The sequence below is a fragment of the Streptomyces sp. NPDC047880 genome (assembly GCF_040706515.1).
In the GTDB taxonomy this organism is placed as follows: domain Bacteria; phylum Actinomycetota; class Actinomycetes; order Streptomycetales; family Streptomycetaceae; genus Streptomyces.
This window is the reverse complement of the sequence record NZ_JBEZOK010000029.1, coordinates 1-14265: the sequence shown is the minus strand read 5'-3', so window position 1 is coordinate 14265 and position 14265 is coordinate 1. Positions and strand designations below refer to the sequence as shown.

The 14265-nt window shown below is 67.6% G+C and carries 12 protein-coding genes; 8 read left to right on the top strand and 4 right to left on the bottom strand.

Annotated elements, in window-relative coordinates; all coding sequences use genetic code 11:
• Positions 1-155: 155 nt before the first annotated feature.
• Both AB0937_RS32455 and AB0937_RS32450 read left to right on the top strand, forming a co-directional pair.
• Positions 156-2807, top strand: coding sequence for a transglycosylase domain-containing protein (locus AB0937_RS32455; protein ID WP_366716807.1), 2652 nt, complete (start codon positions 156-158; stop codon positions 2805-2807).
• Positions 2808-2931: 124 nt separating this feature from the next.
• Complete coding sequence (locus AB0937_RS32450) at positions 2932-4443, top strand: glycosyltransferase 87 family protein (protein WP_366716963.1); 1512 nt, start codon at positions 2932-2934, stop codon at positions 4441-4443.
• A 105-nt stretch (positions 4444-4548) separates the two neighbouring features.
• On the opposite strand, the gene AB0937_RS32445 is transcribed toward AB0937_RS32450, so the two are convergent.
• The 3 genes from AB0937_RS32445 to AB0937_RS32435 form a co-directional block, all read right to left on the bottom strand.
• Positions 4549-5580, bottom strand: a complete 1032-nt coding sequence (locus AB0937_RS32445) for an alanine racemase (RefSeq protein WP_366716805.1) — start codon at positions 5578-5580, stop codon at positions 4549-4551.
• 81 nt (positions 5581-5661) lie between these two features.
• Positions 5662-6783, bottom strand: a complete 1122-nt coding sequence (gene femX, locus AB0937_RS32440; protein WP_031137685.1) for a peptidoglycan bridge formation glycyltransferase FemX — start codon at positions 6781-6783, stop codon at positions 5662-5664.
• A gap of 169 nt (positions 6784-6952) precedes the next feature.
• Positions 6953-7258: a hypothetical protein gene (locus AB0937_RS32435; RefSeq protein WP_366716803.1), complete on the bottom strand. Its 306-nt coding sequence runs from the start codon at positions 7256-7258 to the stop codon at positions 6953-6955.
• 262 nt (positions 7259-7520) lie between these two features.
• On the opposite strand from AB0937_RS32435, the gene rpsF reads away from it, so the two are divergent.
• The 4 genes from rpsF (at position 7521) to rplI (ending at position 9218) form a co-directional block, all read left to right on the top strand.
• Entirely contained in the window at positions 7521-7811 is a 291-nt protein-coding gene (gene rpsF / locus AB0937_RS32430; RefSeq protein ID WP_030847098.1) for a 30S ribosomal protein S6, read from the top strand.
• Between the two features lie 71 nt (positions 7812-7882).
• Positions 7883-8470: a single-stranded DNA-binding protein gene (locus AB0937_RS32425; RefSeq protein ID WP_234750335.1), complete on the top strand. Its 588-nt coding sequence runs from the start codon at positions 7883-7885 to the stop codon at positions 8468-8470.
• 46 nt (positions 8471-8516) lie between these two features.
• The gene (rpsR, locus tag AB0937_RS32420) at positions 8517-8753 is read left to right on the top strand and encodes a 30S ribosomal protein S18 (RefSeq protein ID WP_003949403.1); all 237 of its coding nucleotides are present in this window, start codon (positions 8517-8519) and stop codon (positions 8751-8753) included.
• An 18-nt stretch (positions 8754-8771) separates the two neighbouring features.
• Positions 8772-9218, top strand: coding sequence for a 50S ribosomal protein L9 (rplI, locus tag AB0937_RS32415; protein ID WP_033309881.1), 447 nt, complete (start codon positions 8772-8774; stop codon positions 9216-9218).
• A 187-nt stretch (positions 9219-9405) separates the two neighbouring features.
• Here the strand turns inward: rplI and AB0937_RS32410 are convergent, their stop codons facing one another.
• Positions 9406-10743: an MATE family efflux transporter gene (locus tag AB0937_RS32410; protein ID WP_366716799.1), complete on the bottom strand. Its 1338-nt coding sequence runs from the start codon at positions 10741-10743 to the stop codon at positions 9406-9408.
• 460 nt (positions 10744-11203) lie between these two features.
• On the opposite strand from AB0937_RS32410, the gene dnaB reads away from it, so the two are divergent.
• Together dnaB and AB0937_RS32400 are read left to right on the top strand one after the other, a co-directional pair.
• Positions 11204-12685: a replicative DNA helicase gene (gene dnaB / locus AB0937_RS32405; protein WP_366716797.1), complete on the top strand. Its 1482-nt coding sequence runs from the start codon at positions 11204-11206 to the stop codon at positions 12683-12685.
• A gap of 74 nt (positions 12686-12759) precedes the next feature.
• The gene (locus AB0937_RS32400; RefSeq protein ID WP_366716795.1) at positions 12760-14145 is read left to right on the top strand and encodes a serine hydrolase domain-containing protein; all 1386 of its coding nucleotides are present in this window, start codon (positions 12760-12762) and stop codon (positions 14143-14145) included.
• Positions 14146-14265 lie beyond the last annotated feature (120 nt).

Here is a 14265-nt window from a genome sequence, read left to right as displayed (position 1 = left end):
AGTGACGCCTGAGCGCGTCGTCGTCATCGGTGTAGTACGGGTGCATGCGGGACCGATGAATGCGGAGCCGACCGCATCCGTACTTCGGGGGGACCGGAAACAAGCCGCCGTTTCCAGGCGCGCAGGGGTGCGCCTGCCCGAGGAGTAGTCGTTCGATGAGCGAGCACCGTCGCAAACCGCAGCAGCCGCAGGGAGGCGGACGTGCCGCGGCCCGACGCGGCACGTCCGCTTCGCCCTCCGGCCGCCGTGCGGCACCGCGAGGCGCCACCGGGTCTCCGTCCGACTCCTATGGGTCGGGCTCGTACGACTCGGGGGGTGAGGAGCGTCAGTACGGCGGCCGTGCCGAGGCCCGTCGTGCGGCGCAGAGAAGTACGGGTGGCAGCCGCCGCAGAGCCGCCGAGCCGGCCCGTGGCGGCCGGCGCGCCGTACCCGGAGGGCCTGGCGGGCCCGGCCGGGGCAGAGGGCGCCCTGCCGCCGTCCCGGACAAGAAGCGGCTGATCGACTATCCGCGGGCCGGCAAGTACGGCTGGCAGCGCTGGATGCCGTCCTGGAAGCTCGTTTCCGGACTGTGCATCGGCTTCTTCGGCAGCCTGGTGGCCGTGGCGGGCATCGGCTACGCCATGGTGGGCGTCCCCAATGAGGAGAACGCCGCGGCCCTGTCACAGAACAACGTCTACTACTGGGCCGACGGCAGCCAGATGGTCGCGGCCGGCAGTGGTCAGAACCGGCAGAACGTCACGATCGACCGGATCCCGAAGGCCATGCAGTGGGCGGTGATCTCGGCCGAGAACAAGAGCTTCTACGACGACTCGGGTGTCGACCCCATGGGTATCGCCCGCGCCCTGGCGAACATGGCCCGGGGCGGTGACACGCAGGGTGGTTCGACGATCACCCAGCAGTTCGTCAAGAACACCTACCTGAGCCAGGAACAGACGGTCAGCCGTAAGTTCAAGGAGATGTTCATCTCCATCAAGGTGGGCACGAAGGTCTCCAAGCCGGTGATCCTCCAGGGCTACCTGAACACCTCGTACTACGGCCGGGGCGCCTACGGCATCCAGGCCGCTGCCCAGGCCTATTACGGCAAGGAGGCGAAGGACCTCACGCCGAGTGAGTGCGCCTTCCTCGCCGCGCTGCTGAAGGGCCCGACGTACTACGACCCCGCGGGCAACGGCAGCATCGACGCGAACGCGAGCAAGGCCAAGAACACCAAGCGTTCCAAGGACCGTTGGGCCTGGATCCTCGAGCAGATGCACAACGACGAGAGGATCACGGACAAGCAGTATCAGGACGCGATCAAGAAGTACCCCATGCCCCAGGACCGCAAGGCCTCCAAGGGCATGAGCGGCCAGATCGGCTACCTGGCGGAGACGGCCAAGAAGTACGTCCTGAGCCACTCAAACATCTCCGAGAAGCAGTTCGACCTGGGCGGCTACCAGATCAAGACCACCTTCCAGAAGGACAAGGTGGAGGCGCTGGCGAAGGCCGTCAAGAAGGTCGAGAAGCAGAAGCTGGACCCGAAGAACCGTGAGCTGGACAAGCACGTCCAGTTCGGTGCGGCGTCGGTGAAGCCCAAGGACGGCGCGATCGTCGCGTTGTACGGCGGTGCGGGCTACGAGAACGGCCACTTCAACAACAACGCGGACACCTCGGGTGTCCCCGTCGGTTCGACGTGGAAGCCGTTCGTGCTCGCCGCCGCGATGGAGCACGGCACGTACCGGAGCAACGGTCCCCTCTCGCCGCTGAGCAAGTACAACGGCAACGACCACCTCAAGGTCAAGAACAACGACGGCACCTACGTGCTGAAGAAGGACAACACCCCGTTCTTCCAGGAGAACGAGAGCGACCATCCCTGGGGCTACATCTCCCTGCGCAAGGCGATGGAGCAGTCGGTCAACACGCCGTTCGTGCAGCTCGGCATGGACGTGGGGATGAAGAACGTGCGGGACGTGGCGGAGAAGTCCGGCATCCTGGACGCCAGCTTCGCCACCCTCAACCCGTCGTTCGCGCTCGGTACGTCGACTCCCAGTGCGATCCGTATGGCCGACGCCTACGCGACGTTCGCAGCGGCGGGCAAGCAGGCCGCTCCGTACTCGGTGACCAGCGTCAAGTCCAACGGCCAGGAGGTCGAGGGCTTCGACAAGCCGAGGGTCACGCGGGCGATGCCCGAGCAGGTGGCCAACAACGTCACGGACGTTCTGGAGAACGTCATCCAGAACGGTACGGGTAAGAACGCTCTCTCCCTGGGCCGTACGGCGGCCGGCAAGACCGGTACCACCGACGAGAACAAGTCGGCTTGGTTCGTCGGCTACACCCAGCAGTTGTCGACCTCGGTCGCGATGTTCCGTGAGGACCCCAAGAGCGCCAAGCTGCTGTCCATGAACGGCACCGCGGGTGAGGAGTCCATCCACGGCGGTGACGTCCCCACGCTGGTGTGGACCGAGTACATGAAGGCCGCACTGAAGGGCAAGCCCGACCTCGGCTTCCCCGAGGCCGAGAGTATCGGCGAGATCCAGGACGAGGTGGGTGCTCCGTCGCCGAAGCCGACGCCCAGCGTGGAGCCCAGCCAGACCGTGACCGAGTCGCCGAGTCCCACGCCGACCGAGAGCTCGTCTCCGTCGCCGACGCCGAGCGACACCTGCGGGTTCTTCGGCTGTGAGGAGGACGGTGGCGCGCAGAACGGCGGCACCGGCAACGGAGGCACGGACGGAGGAGTCTCTCCCGAGCCCACGCCAACCGATACGAACCTGGATGGCGGCAACAGCAGAGGCAACGGCAACGGCGGCATCTTCGGAGGCCCCGAAGGGTAGTCGCCGGCAGATCGCCCGGCTTGGGTGTTTCACGTGAAACGCGAAGGTGTTTCACGTGAAACAAGGGCCGCCGTCCCCGCGGGGTACGGCGGCCCTCGGCGTTTTCCTGGACACGTACGGCAGGATGTGCGGCATGCCCAGTGCAGAATCGACGCAAGCGAGCGTCCATGAGCGGGAGCCGGTGCGGCCGACCAAGGAGGACGAGGTCGCCGCGGCCGGCAGCGAGCTGATCGGCGGTCCGCTCGGACGGCGTGCCCTGCTCGGGTCGTCCTGGTGGACGCCCGTGCGGGTGATCGCGCTGGTGGCGATCGGCATGTTCGCCCTCGGCCTGGTCCAGAAGGCGCCCTGCTACAACGGCGCCTGGTTCTTCGGAGCCAGCTCCCAGTACACGCACGCGTGCTACTCGGACATCCCGCACCTCTACCAGGGACGCGGATTCGCCGACGGACTCGTGCCGTACTTCGACAGGCTCCCCGGCGACATGCAGTACCTGGAGTATCCGGTGCTCACCGGTGTCTTCATGGAGGTCGCCTCGTGGCTCACGCCCGGCAGCGGCACCATCCAGGACCAGGAGCAGTGGTACTGGATGGTCAACGCCGGAATGCTCATGGTGTGCGCGTCGGTCATCGCCGTCTGCGTGACCCGCACCCATGCCCGGCGCCCCTGGGACGGCCTGCTTGTCGCCCTGGCGCCCGCCGTCGCCCTGACGGCGACCATCAACTGGGACCTGCTGGCGGTCGCTCTGACCGCCGCGGCGATGCTGATGTGGTCACGTGGCCGCTCCCTCGCTTTCGGCGTCCTGCTGGGGCTTGCCACGGCCGCCAAGCTCTATCCCTTCCTGCTCCTCGGGCCCCTGATGGTGCTGTGCTGGCGCGCGGGCAGGTGGCGCGAGTTCGGGACGGCGTTGGGGGGCGCGATCGTCGCCTGGGTCGTCGTGAACGGACCGGTGATGCTCTTCGCCTTCGAGGGCTGGTCGAAGTTCTACACGTTCAGCCAGGAGAGGGGCGTCGACTTCGGCTCCTTCTGGCTGATCATGGCGCAGAACTCGGACGACCCGCTCAGCACCGACACCGTCAACACCCTGGCCACGCTGCTGATGCTGGTGTGCTGTGCGGCTGTCGCGGCGCTCGCACTCACCGCCCCGCGCCGCCCACGGTTCGCCCAGCTCGCCTTCCTGATCGTCGCGGCCTTCATCCTCACCAACAAGGTCTACTCGCCGCAGTACGTGCTGTGGCTGGTGCCGCTGGCCGCTCTCGCCCGGCCGAAGTGGCGGGACTTCCTGATCTGGCAGGCCTGCGAGGTGGCGTACTTCCTGGGGATCTGGCTGTACCTCGCGTACACGACCAGCGGAGACGCTCACAAGGGGCTGCCCACCGACGGCTACCACTGGGCCATCGGTCTGCATCTGTTGGGGACGTTGTACCTGTGCGTGATGGTCGTGCGCGACATCTTCATGCCGGATCGGGATCCGGTGCGCCGGTCCGGTCACGACGACCCCTCGGGCGGTGTCCTCGACGGGGCCGACGACGTCTTCGTCCTCGGCCCGGCGGCCCGCCCCCGGCAGCGCGTGACCGCCGAGTCCGACGCGACACCGGTCGAGTGGGGCGGGCCCCGTGCCACGGGGGGTTCGCTCTGAGCGAACCGCCCCCCGGAACGCCGTGGCCGGGAACGTCGAAGGCCGTACACGGGGCACCGTGTACGGCCTTCTTGCTGCCCTGCGCGAGACGGTCTCTCGCGACGGTCAGCGGTCCACGATCCGGTCGAACTGCGTGGTGGTGTGGCGCAGATGGGCGACCAGTTCCTCGCCGACCTTCGGCTCGGGCGCGTCCGCCGGTACGAAGAGGATCGAGACCTGCATGTGCGGCGGCTCCGCGAACCAGCGCTGCTTGCCGCCCCAGACGAACGGAGAAAGGTTCCGGTTCACCGTCGCGAGGCCGGCACGGGCGACTCCCTTGGCGCGCGGCATGACGCCGTGCAGCGCCTTGGGAGCCTCCAGACCCACTCCGTGCGACGTGCCGCCCGCCACGACCACCAGGAAGCCGTCCGAGGCCGCCTTCTGCTGCCGGTAGCCGAAACGGTCCCCCTTGGCCACGCGCGTGACGTCCAGGACCGCCCCGCGGTACTCGGTGGCGTCGTGGTCTCCCAGCCACAGCCGCGTGCCGATGCGGGCCCGGAAGCGGGTCTGCGGGAACTGCTGCTGGAGCCGGGCGAGGTCCTCGGCCTTGAGGTGGCTGACGAACATGGTGTGCAGGGGCAGCCGGGCGGCACGCAGCCGGTCCATCCAGCCGATGACCTCCTCGACGGCGTCCGAGCCGTCGGTCCGGTCCAGCGGGAGGTGGATGGCGAAGCCTTCGAGACGGACGTTCTCGATGGCCGCGTGCAGCTGGGCCAGGTCCTGCTCGCCGATGCCGTGCCGCTTCATCGAGGACATCACCTCGATGACGACGCGCGCACCGACCAGACCGTAGACACCGTCTATCGACGAGACGGAGCGGATGACCCGGTCCGGCAGCGGCACCGGCTCCTCGCCGCGCCGGTACGGCGTCAGCACCAGCAGGTCACCGCCGAACCAGTCCTTGATCCGGGCGGCCTCGTAGGTCGTGCCGACGGCCAGGACGTCCGAGCCCAGCCGCGTGGCCTCCTCCGCCAGCCGCTCGTGCCCGAAGCCGTAGCCGTTGCCCTTGCAGACCGGCACGAGGCCCGGGAACTGCTCCTGCACGTGCTTGTGGTGCGCACGCCAGCGCGCGGTGTCGACGTAGAGCGTGAGCGCCATGACCGGACCTGGAACCTTTCTCGCGGTGCCGTGTATCGGCGGTTGCCGTGTATCAGAGGTATAGAAGCACTGAACGGGACATCAGCGGCGCGACATGTAGATGTCGAGCGCCTTGTGCAGCAGCTTGTTCAGCGGGAAGTCCCACTCGCCGAGGTATTCGGCCGCCTGGCCGCCGGTACCCACCTTGAACTGGATCAGACCGAAGAGGTGGTCGGTCTCGTCCAGCGAGTCGGAGATGCCGCGCAGGTCGTAGACGGTGGCACCGAGCGCGTAGGCGTCGCGCAGCATCCGCCACTGCATCGCGTTCGAGGGTCGCACCTCGCGGCCGATGTTGTCGGAGGCGCCGTAGGAGTACCAGACGTGCCCACCCACGATCAGCATGGTCGCCGCCGACAGGTTCACGCCGTTGTGCCGGGCGAAGTACAGCCGCATGCGGTTGGGGTCCTCGGTGTTGAGGGCCGTCCACATGCGCTGGAAGTACGACAGCGGGCGCGGCCGGAAGTGGTCGCGCACGGCCGTGATCTCGTACAGCCGCTGCCATTCCTCGAGGTCCTGGTAGCCGCCCTGGACGACCTCCACGCCGGCCTTCTCGGCCTTCTTGATGTTGCGGCGCCACAGCTGGTTGAAGTTCTTGTGGACCTCTTCCAGGGAACGATTCGCCAGCGGCACCTGGTACACGTAGCGCGGCTGGACGTCACCGAAGCCGGCACCGCCGTCCTCACCCTGCTGCCAGCCCATGCGGCGCAGCTTGTCGGCCACCTCGAAGGCACGCGGCTCGATGTGGTCGGCCTCGATGTCGCGGAGACGCTTGACGTCCGGGTTCTGGATGCCCTGCTTGATCGACGGGGCCTCCCAGCGCCGGATGATCACCGGCGGCCCCATCTTCACGGAGAAGGCCCCCTGCTGCTTCAGGTGCGCCAGCATCGGTTCGAGCCATTCCTGCAGATTCGGCGCGAACCAGTTGATGACCGGGCCCTCGGGCAGGTAGGCGAGGTACCGCTTGATCTTGGGAAGCTGCCGGTAGAGGACCAGACCCGCGCCGACCATCTCGCCGGTGCGGTCGTCGAACCAGCCGAGGTTCTCGGAGCGCCACTCCGCCTTGACGTCAGCCCAGGCCGGGACCTGCATGTGGCTCGCCGACGGCAGGCTCTGGATGTAGGCCAGATGCTGCTCGCGACTGATGGTCCTCAGGGTCAGGCTCATTTCGGGGCGCTCCTCGGGCTGGTGTGTCCCCATGGGGTCAGGGGCTCCGGCTCTCGCGCGAAGCCTACTGCGCCTTGGGAGCGCGCCGGTTGGGCGTACGGGGCCCACGTCCCGGCCCGAGGCCGACCGGGGCGTGCTCCGGTCTTCGGTTGAGGAGGTGTCCCTGGCGTCAGCCGATGAGGCCGCCGTGCGCCATGCCCAGGAAGAACCCGACGCCCGATGCGCCCAGGCCGAGGATGAGACCGAAGCGCTCCCGGGTCGTCTCCGAGATCCACTGGCCGTACGCACCCGTGAGGATGCCCACCAGGCCGGCCCAGGAGCTGAGCAGATGCAGGTCTTCGTCGATGATCGCCGTGAGGAACGACAAGAGGCCCAGCACCAGGGTCACCGCGAGCAGGGCGTCCTGGAGGGGATGGGGCTTGCCGTCCGTGGCGAAGAGGCCGCCACCGGTGTTGGATCGCAATGCCTGTGCCATAGGGCACCTCCTGCGAAAGTCGGCGCACCGTAGCGCCATACACACCCGATGTGTACAGATTGGCTGCCCAGACGGCCGGATTTCAACCGCAAGCCGCTGTGCGGGTACTCTGTACCGTCCGCACCGGTGTCTGCCCACGTCATGGCAGGGGCTTCTCCTCAGAACCCCGATTGTCAGTGATGGCCGATACCGTTGCTACGCATCACAACCCTCCTGCCACGGAACGACCGTGGCCGCTGAGTCCAAAGGAGGTGGGTTCCACATGCGTCACTACGAGGTGATGGTCATCCTCGACCCCGAGGTCGAGGAGCGCGCTGTCTCTCCGCTGATCGAGAACTTCCTCTCTGTCGTCCGTGACGGCGGCGGAAAGGTCGAGAAGGTCGACACCTGGGGTCGTCGTCGTCTCGCGTACGAGATCAAGAAGAAGCCCGAGGGCATCTACTCGGTCATCGACCTGCAGGCCGAGCCTGCGGTCGTCAAGGAGCTCGACCGCCAGATGAACCTGAACGAGTCGGTCCTCCGGACCAAGGTCCTCCGTCCCGAGACCCACTGAGCTTCCCGGCTCAGCTGATTCCGGGATTCGAGTAGCAAGCAGCCAGAGCAAACCCGCCGAGAGGTTCCCCCATGGCAGGCGAGACCGTCATCACGGTCGTCGGCAATCTTGTCGACGACCCCGAGCTGCGCTTCACCCCCTCCGGTGCGGCGGTCGCGAAGTTCCGTGTCGCGTCCACCCCCCGCACCTTCGACCGCCAGACGAACGAGTGGAAGGACGGCGAAAGCCTCTTCCTGACCTGCTCGGTCTGGCGTCAGGCGGCGGAGAACGTCGCCGAGTCGCTCCAGCGAGGCATGCGCGTCATCGTGCAGGGCCGGCTGAAGCAGCGGTCCTACGAGGACCGTGAGGGTGTCAAGCGCACGGTCTACGAGCTGGACGTCGAGGAAGTCGGCGCCAGCCTGCGCAACGCCACGGCCAAGGTCACCAAGACCACCGGCCGCGGCGGACAGGGTGGCCAGGGCGGCTACGGCGGTGGCGGCGGCCAGGGTGGCGGCGGCTGGGGCGGCGGCCCCGGTGGCGGCCAGCAGGGCGGCGGCGCTCCCGCCGACGACCCGTGGGCGACCGGCGCTCCCGCCGGTGGCAACCAGGGCGGTGGCGGCGGCTGGGGTGGAAACTCCGGCGGCGGCGGTGGCGGCTACTCGGACGAGCCCCCCTTCTAAGGGCGGGCTCGCACCCCACACTTCTTGATCACACAGGAGAAACATCATGGCGAAGCCGCCTGTGCGCAAGCCGAAGAAGAAGGTCTGCGCTTTCTGCAAGGACAAGGTCACGTACGTGGACTACAAGGACACGAACATGCTGCGGAAGTTCATTTCCGACCGCGGCAAGATCCGTGCCCGCCGCGTGACCGGCAACTGCACGCAGCACCAGCGTGACGTCGCCACGGCCGTGAAGAACAGCCGTGAGATGGCGCTGCTGCCCTACACGTCCACCGCGCGATAAGGGAAGGGTGACCGACACATGAAGATCATCCTCACCCACGAGGTCTCCGGCCTCGGTGCCGCGGGCGACGTCGTCGACGTCAAGGACGGTTACGCTCGCAACTACCTGATCCCGCGGAAGTTCGCTATCCGCTGGACAAAGGGTGGCGAGAAGGACGTCGAGCAGATCCGTCGTGCTCGCAAGATCCACGAGATCCAGACCATCGAGCAGGCCAACGCCGTGAAGGCCCAGCTCGAGGGCGTCAAGGTCCGTCTGGCCGTCCGCTCCGGCGACGCCGGTCGTCTCTTCGGTTCCGTCACCCCGGCCGACATCGCTTCCGCGATCAAGGCTTCCGGTGGCCCCGAGGTCGACAAGCGCCGCATCGAGCTCGGCTCGCCGATCAAGACGCTGGGCGCTCACGAGACGTCCGTGCGTCTGCACCCCGAGGTTGCCGCCAAGGTCAACATCGAGGTCGTCGCGGCCTGAGCACCGCGCTCGCTGAGGCAGTAGGCGAAGGGGCCGCACCCTATGGGGTGCGGCCCCTTCGTGCCTGGTGGGCGGGCCTGTCGAGCGACCATGTTTCACGTGAAACACCGCGTTCTGTGGAGCATCCCGTGTTTCACGTGAAACACAGAGCGTTCCACGTGAAACAGACAGCGCCCTATGCGCACGGTCAGCGGGTAGCGCCTGTCACGATCCAGCGGCCCGAGCGGGTGCGGAGCCACAGGGTCAGCATGCGAACGGTCATCATCAGCGTCATCGTGACCCAGAGCGCGGTCAGGCCGCCGCCCAGTACCGGGACCAGGAGAGCTGCCGGTGTGAACACCGCCAGGGTGAGCAGCATGGCCCAGGCGAGATACGGACCGTCGCCGGCGCCCATCAGTATGCCGTCCAGGACGAAGACGATCCCGGAGATCGGCTGGGAGAGGGCGACGATGATCAGGGCGGGCAGCGCCACGTCCTTCACGGCTGGGTCGCTGGTGAACAAGGGCAGGAATGCCGGTCGGGTGAGAATCACCAGAGCGCCGAGGACGACGCCGACGGCGATGCCCCACTCCACCATGCGACGGCACGCGTCCCGGGCGCCCTGGGCGTCACCGGCTCCGAGGTAGCGCCCAATGATGGCCTGTCCCGCGATGGCGATGGCATCGAGGGCGAAGGCCAGCAGGCTCCACAGCGAGAGGATGATCTGGTGGGCGGCTATGTCGGCATCCCCGAGACGGGCGGCGACCGCCGTTGCGATCATCAAGATGGCCCGCAGCGAGAGGGTGCGCACCAAGAGAGGTACACCGGCTTGAGCGGAGGCCCTTATCCCGGCGGCATCCGGGCGCAATGAGGCTCCGTGCTTGCGTGCTCCTCGCAGAACCACCACGAGATAGACCGCGGCCATGCCGCACTGGGCGATGACGGTGCCCCACGCGGAACCGGCGATCCCCAGGTCTGCCCCGTAGACCAGGCCGGCGTTGAGGGCGCCGTTGGCGACGAAGCCCGCGATGGCGACATAGAGCGGGGTTCGGGTGTCCTGCAGTCCGCGCAGGACACCCGTCGCGGCCAGGACCACGAGCATGGCGGGTATGCCGAGCACGGAAATGCGCAGATACGTGATCGCGTAAGGAGTTGCCGCGTCCGAAGCGCCGAACAGGTCCACGAGGTGCGGGGCTGTCGGCAACGCCACGGCGACGACGGCGGCACCGAGGAGCAGGGCCAGCCAGATGCCGTCCATGCCCTGTCGGATGGCGGCTTGGAGGTCGCCCGCGCCGACACGGCGTGCCACGGCGGCCGTCGTGGCGTAAGCGAGGAAGACGAAGACGCTCACGGCAGTCATCAGCAGGGCGGAGGCTACACCGAGACCGGCGAGTTGGGCCGTGCCCAGATGGCCCACGATGGCGGTGTCGGCCATGAGGAAGAGGGGCTCGGCGACCAAGGCGCCGAAGGCCGGCACGGCCAACGCGATGATCTCTCGGTCGTGCTGTCTCCGGCCGGAGGGACGGCGCGCGGGGGCCTGTGTCATGTGCACCAATCTAATCGTCCACAGGTAAGAGATGCAAAGGTTTCGTGACCCTTACCTCGCGTCCTGGCATGCGCACTGCTGTGCACTGTTCGAGGTGATCTTGGGCCGGTTGGGAAAGTTTTTCTTCTACACAGCCCGTGGACGGTAAACGTGCAGGTCAGAGCTTCTTCTTCGCCGACCGGTGTCGCTTGTTCACAGGCCTGTCCACTGGGTCGTACACAGGTTTCGCGGAGTTCTCCACAGCATCTGGGCCGTCGTCCACATGGCCTGTGGATAACCAGATTGGCTGACGGTGCCGACAGGCCTACGGTGGTCCGGCGCCCGCTCCGTCCGCCGGTTTTCAGAACGCCACAAAACCGGCGCGTGCCAACCGGAGTTGGGCCTCTTATTTGTCAGTGCCGTGCCGTAGAAAAGAGGGGCACGGCTAGGTCTGCTTCGGCGGACGGGAGGAGGTGGCTCGGTGAGTATTTCCGAGCCCTTGGACGACCCGTGGGCCGACAGCGGACCCAGTGATCGTCTGCCCGCCTCCCGCCGACGGGACGACGGAGCCCGGGGCCGCGACGAACAGCACGAGCGAGGCAGGGACAACGGAGCGTGGGACGGCGGATCGTCCCCGTCGTTCGAGCGGGTACCGCCGCAGGACATTGACGCCGAGCAGTCCGTCCTCGGCGGCATGCTCCTGTCCAAGGACGCCATCGCCGATGTCGTCGAGATCCTCAAGGGCCACGACTTCTACAAGCCGGCCCACGAGACGATCTTTCAGGCCGTCCTCGACGTCTACGCCAAGGGCGAGCCGGCCGACCCCATCACGATCGCGGCCGAGCTCACCAAGCGCGGCGAGATCAACAAGGTCGGCGGCGCCTCGTACCTGCACACCCTTGTCCAGACGGTGCCGACGGCCGCCAACGCGGCGTACTACGCGGAGATCGTGCACGAGCGGGCCGTTCTTCGCCGCCTGGTCGAGGCCGGGACCCGCATCACGCAGATGGGATACGCGGCCGACGACGACGTCGACGAGATCGTCAACCGCGCCCAGGCAGAGGTCTACGCGGTCACCGAGCAGCGCACCAGTGAGGACTACCTCCCGCTCGGCGACATCATGGAGGGCGCTCTCGACGAGATCGAGGCGATCGGCTCGCGCAGCGGCGAGATGACCGGCGTGCCCACCGGGTTCACCGACTTCGACTCGCTCACCAACGGTCTGCACCCGGGCCAGATGATCGTCATCGCGGCCCGTCCCGCCATGGGTAAGTCGACTCTGGCCCTCGACTTCGCCCGGGCCGCGTCGATCAAGCACAACCTGCCGAGCGTCATCTTCTCCCTGGAAATGGGTCGCAACGAGATCGCGATGCGTCTGCTGTCCGCGGAGGCCCGGGTCGCCCTTCACCACATGCGGTCCGGCACCATGACGGACGAGGACTGGACGCGTCTGGCGCGCCGGATGCCCGAGGTCTCCTCCGCGCCTCTGTACATCGACGACTCCCCGAACCTGTCGATGATGGAGATCCGCGCGAAGTGCCGTCGGCTGAAGCAGCGCAACGACATCAGGCTGGTGATCATCGACTATCTGCAGCTGATGCAGTCCGGGGGATCCAAGCGCGCCGAAAGCCGTCAGCAGGAAGTCTCGGACATGTCCCGGAACCTCAAGCTCCTGGCCAAGGAGCTGGAAGTTCCGGTGATCGCGCTCTCCCAGCTCAACCGTGGTCCCGAGCAGCGCACGGACAAGAAGCCGATGGTGTCCGACCTGCGTGAGTCGGGCTCCATCGAGCAGGACGCCGACATGGTGATCCTTCTGCACCGCGAGGACGCGTACGAGAAGGAGTCGCCCCGTGCGGGCGAGGCGGACATCATCGTGGGCAAGCACCGAAACGGTCCGACGGCGACGATCACCGTCGCCTTCCAGGGGCACTACTCGCGCTTCGTGGACATGGCACAGACCTGATCCGCCCCGGCTCTCACAGGCCCTGCCCCCGAATGTGCTCGACGGGGGAACGCCAGCCCGGGTGGACTGTGCCCATGACGACATTTCAGGGAGAACTGCTTCCCGGTACACGTCGCGCTCTGCTGCACCGCATCGCCGTCGCGCAGGCCGAGGGCCGGACCCCGTCGCTCGTCGCGGCCGTCGTACGAGACGGTACGACGGTGTGGACGGGCGCACGGACCTCGGTGGAAGGGCACGCGCCGGACGAGAACGTGCAGTACCGGATCGGCTCGATCACCAAGACCTTCACAGCGGTTCTGGTGCTGCGGCTGCGCGACGAGGGCGCACTCGATCTCGAGGACCCGCTCGAGAAGCATCTGCCGGGCACCGGCGTGGGGGAGGCGACCATCGCCGAACTCCTCGCGCACACAGGAGGACTGCCGGCCGAGACGCCGGGCCCGTGGTGGGAGCGAAGCCCCGGGGCCCTGCGGCCCGAACTCGCCGACATCCTGGGCGACCGACCCCAGCTGACCCCGCCGGGCCGGCGATTCCACTACTCCAACCCGGGCTACGCCCTGCTCGGTGCTCTCGTCGAGAAGCTCCGTGGGGCTTCCTGGGAGGAGGTCCTGCGGAGCGAAGTGCTCGAACCTCTGGGGTTGCATCGCACGAGCGTGCGGTCTGTGGCGCCCCATGCGGGGGGCTGGGCCGTGCATCCCTGGGCCGACGTGATGCTTCCCGAGCCCGCCGAGGATCTGGGGCGTATGGCTCCAGCTGGTCAACTGTGGTCTACAGGAGGTGACTTGGCGCGGTTCGCGGCCTTCCTGCTCAACGGCGACGAGCGGGTGCTGAGCGCCGAGTCGCTGCGAGAGATGAGGACGCCGGCTGCGGCCCATGAGGCGGCGGACGTGGCGAGCGGTTACGCCTACTGCCTCGGCATGGAGATCCGGCGTCGGAACGGACGCTCCCTCGTCGGCCACACCGGTTCGCTGCCCGGCTTCCTCGCGTGCCTCATGATCAGCGTCGAGGACGACGTGGCGGCGGTCGCCCTGGCCAACTCCACCTCAGGGCCGCTGCTGTTCCCTGTCGCGGCCGATCTGGTCCGCATCGTCGCCGAGGCGGAGCCGCGCATCCCCGACCCGTGGAAGCCGCTGCGTGAGGTCGACCCGTCGCTGCTGGAGCTGACGGGGCAGTGGTACTGGGGGACGCACGCCTTCGCCCTGCGCCTGACGGCCGACGGGCTCGTCTCGCTGGGGCCGTTGACTGGCGGAGGCCGTCGCTCGCGGTTCCGACCGAACGGTGACGGCACCTGGACGGGGCTGGAGGGCTACTACGCCGGCGAACTTCTGCAGGCCGTACGGCGGCCTGACGGAGCCGTGAGCCACCTGGACGTCGGTTCGTTCGTGTTCACGCGTCAGCCGTACGACGAGGGCGCTCCTGTGCCGGGTGGCGTCGATCGCGACGGGTGGCGCGGAATCGGTTAGACGACCATGTGGGTGGGCGCCCTGTTTCACGTGAAACGGGAAGTTGTCGTTCATCGCCTCGGCGTCCTCGTTGGTCGCCTTGGTCCAGATCGCGATGAGCTCCTGCGTGCGCTCGTCCTT

Bases quoted from the DNA above. Each gene is read 5' to 3' on its own strand.
- femX (WP_031137685.1), bottom strand. From the start codon at position 6,783: ATGAGCCTGACCCTGAGGACCATCAGTCGCGAGCAGCATCTGGCCTAC.
- AB0937_RS32400 (WP_366716795.1), top strand. From the start codon at position 12,760: ATGACGACATTTCAGGGAGAACTGCTTCCCGGTACACGTCGCGCTCTG.
- rpsR (WP_003949403.1), top strand. From the start codon at position 8,517: ATGGCGAAGCCGCCTGTGCGCAAGCCGAAGAAGAAGGTCTGCGCTTTC.
- AB0937_RS32445 (WP_366716805.1), bottom strand. From the start codon at position 5,580: ATGGCGCTCACGCTCTACGTCGACACCGCGCGCTGGCGTGCGCACCAC.
- AB0937_RS32425 (WP_234750335.1), top strand. From the start codon at position 7,883: ATGGCAGGCGAGACCGTCATCACGGTCGTCGGCAATCTTGTCGACGAC.
- rpsF (WP_030847098.1), top strand. From the start codon at position 7,521: ATGCGTCACTACGAGGTGATGGTCATCCTCGACCCCGAGGTCGAGGAG.
- AB0937_RS32410 (WP_366716799.1), bottom strand. From the start codon at position 10,743: ATGACACAGGCCCCCGCGCGCCGTCCCTCCGGCCGGAGACAGCACGAC.
- AB0937_RS32450 (WP_366716963.1), top strand. From the start codon at position 2,932: ATGTGCGGCATGCCCAGTGCAGAATCGACGCAAGCGAGCGTCCATGAG.
- rplI (WP_033309881.1), top strand. From the start codon at position 8,772: ATGAAGATCATCCTCACCCACGAGGTCTCCGGCCTCGGTGCCGCGGGC.
- AB0937_RS32455 (WP_366716807.1), top strand. From the start codon at position 156: ATGAGCGAGCACCGTCGCAAACCGCAGCAGCCGCAGGGAGGCGGACGT.
- AB0937_RS32435 (WP_366716803.1), bottom strand. From the start codon at position 7,258: ATGGCACAGGCATTGCGATCCAACACCGGTGGCGGCCTCTTCGCCACG.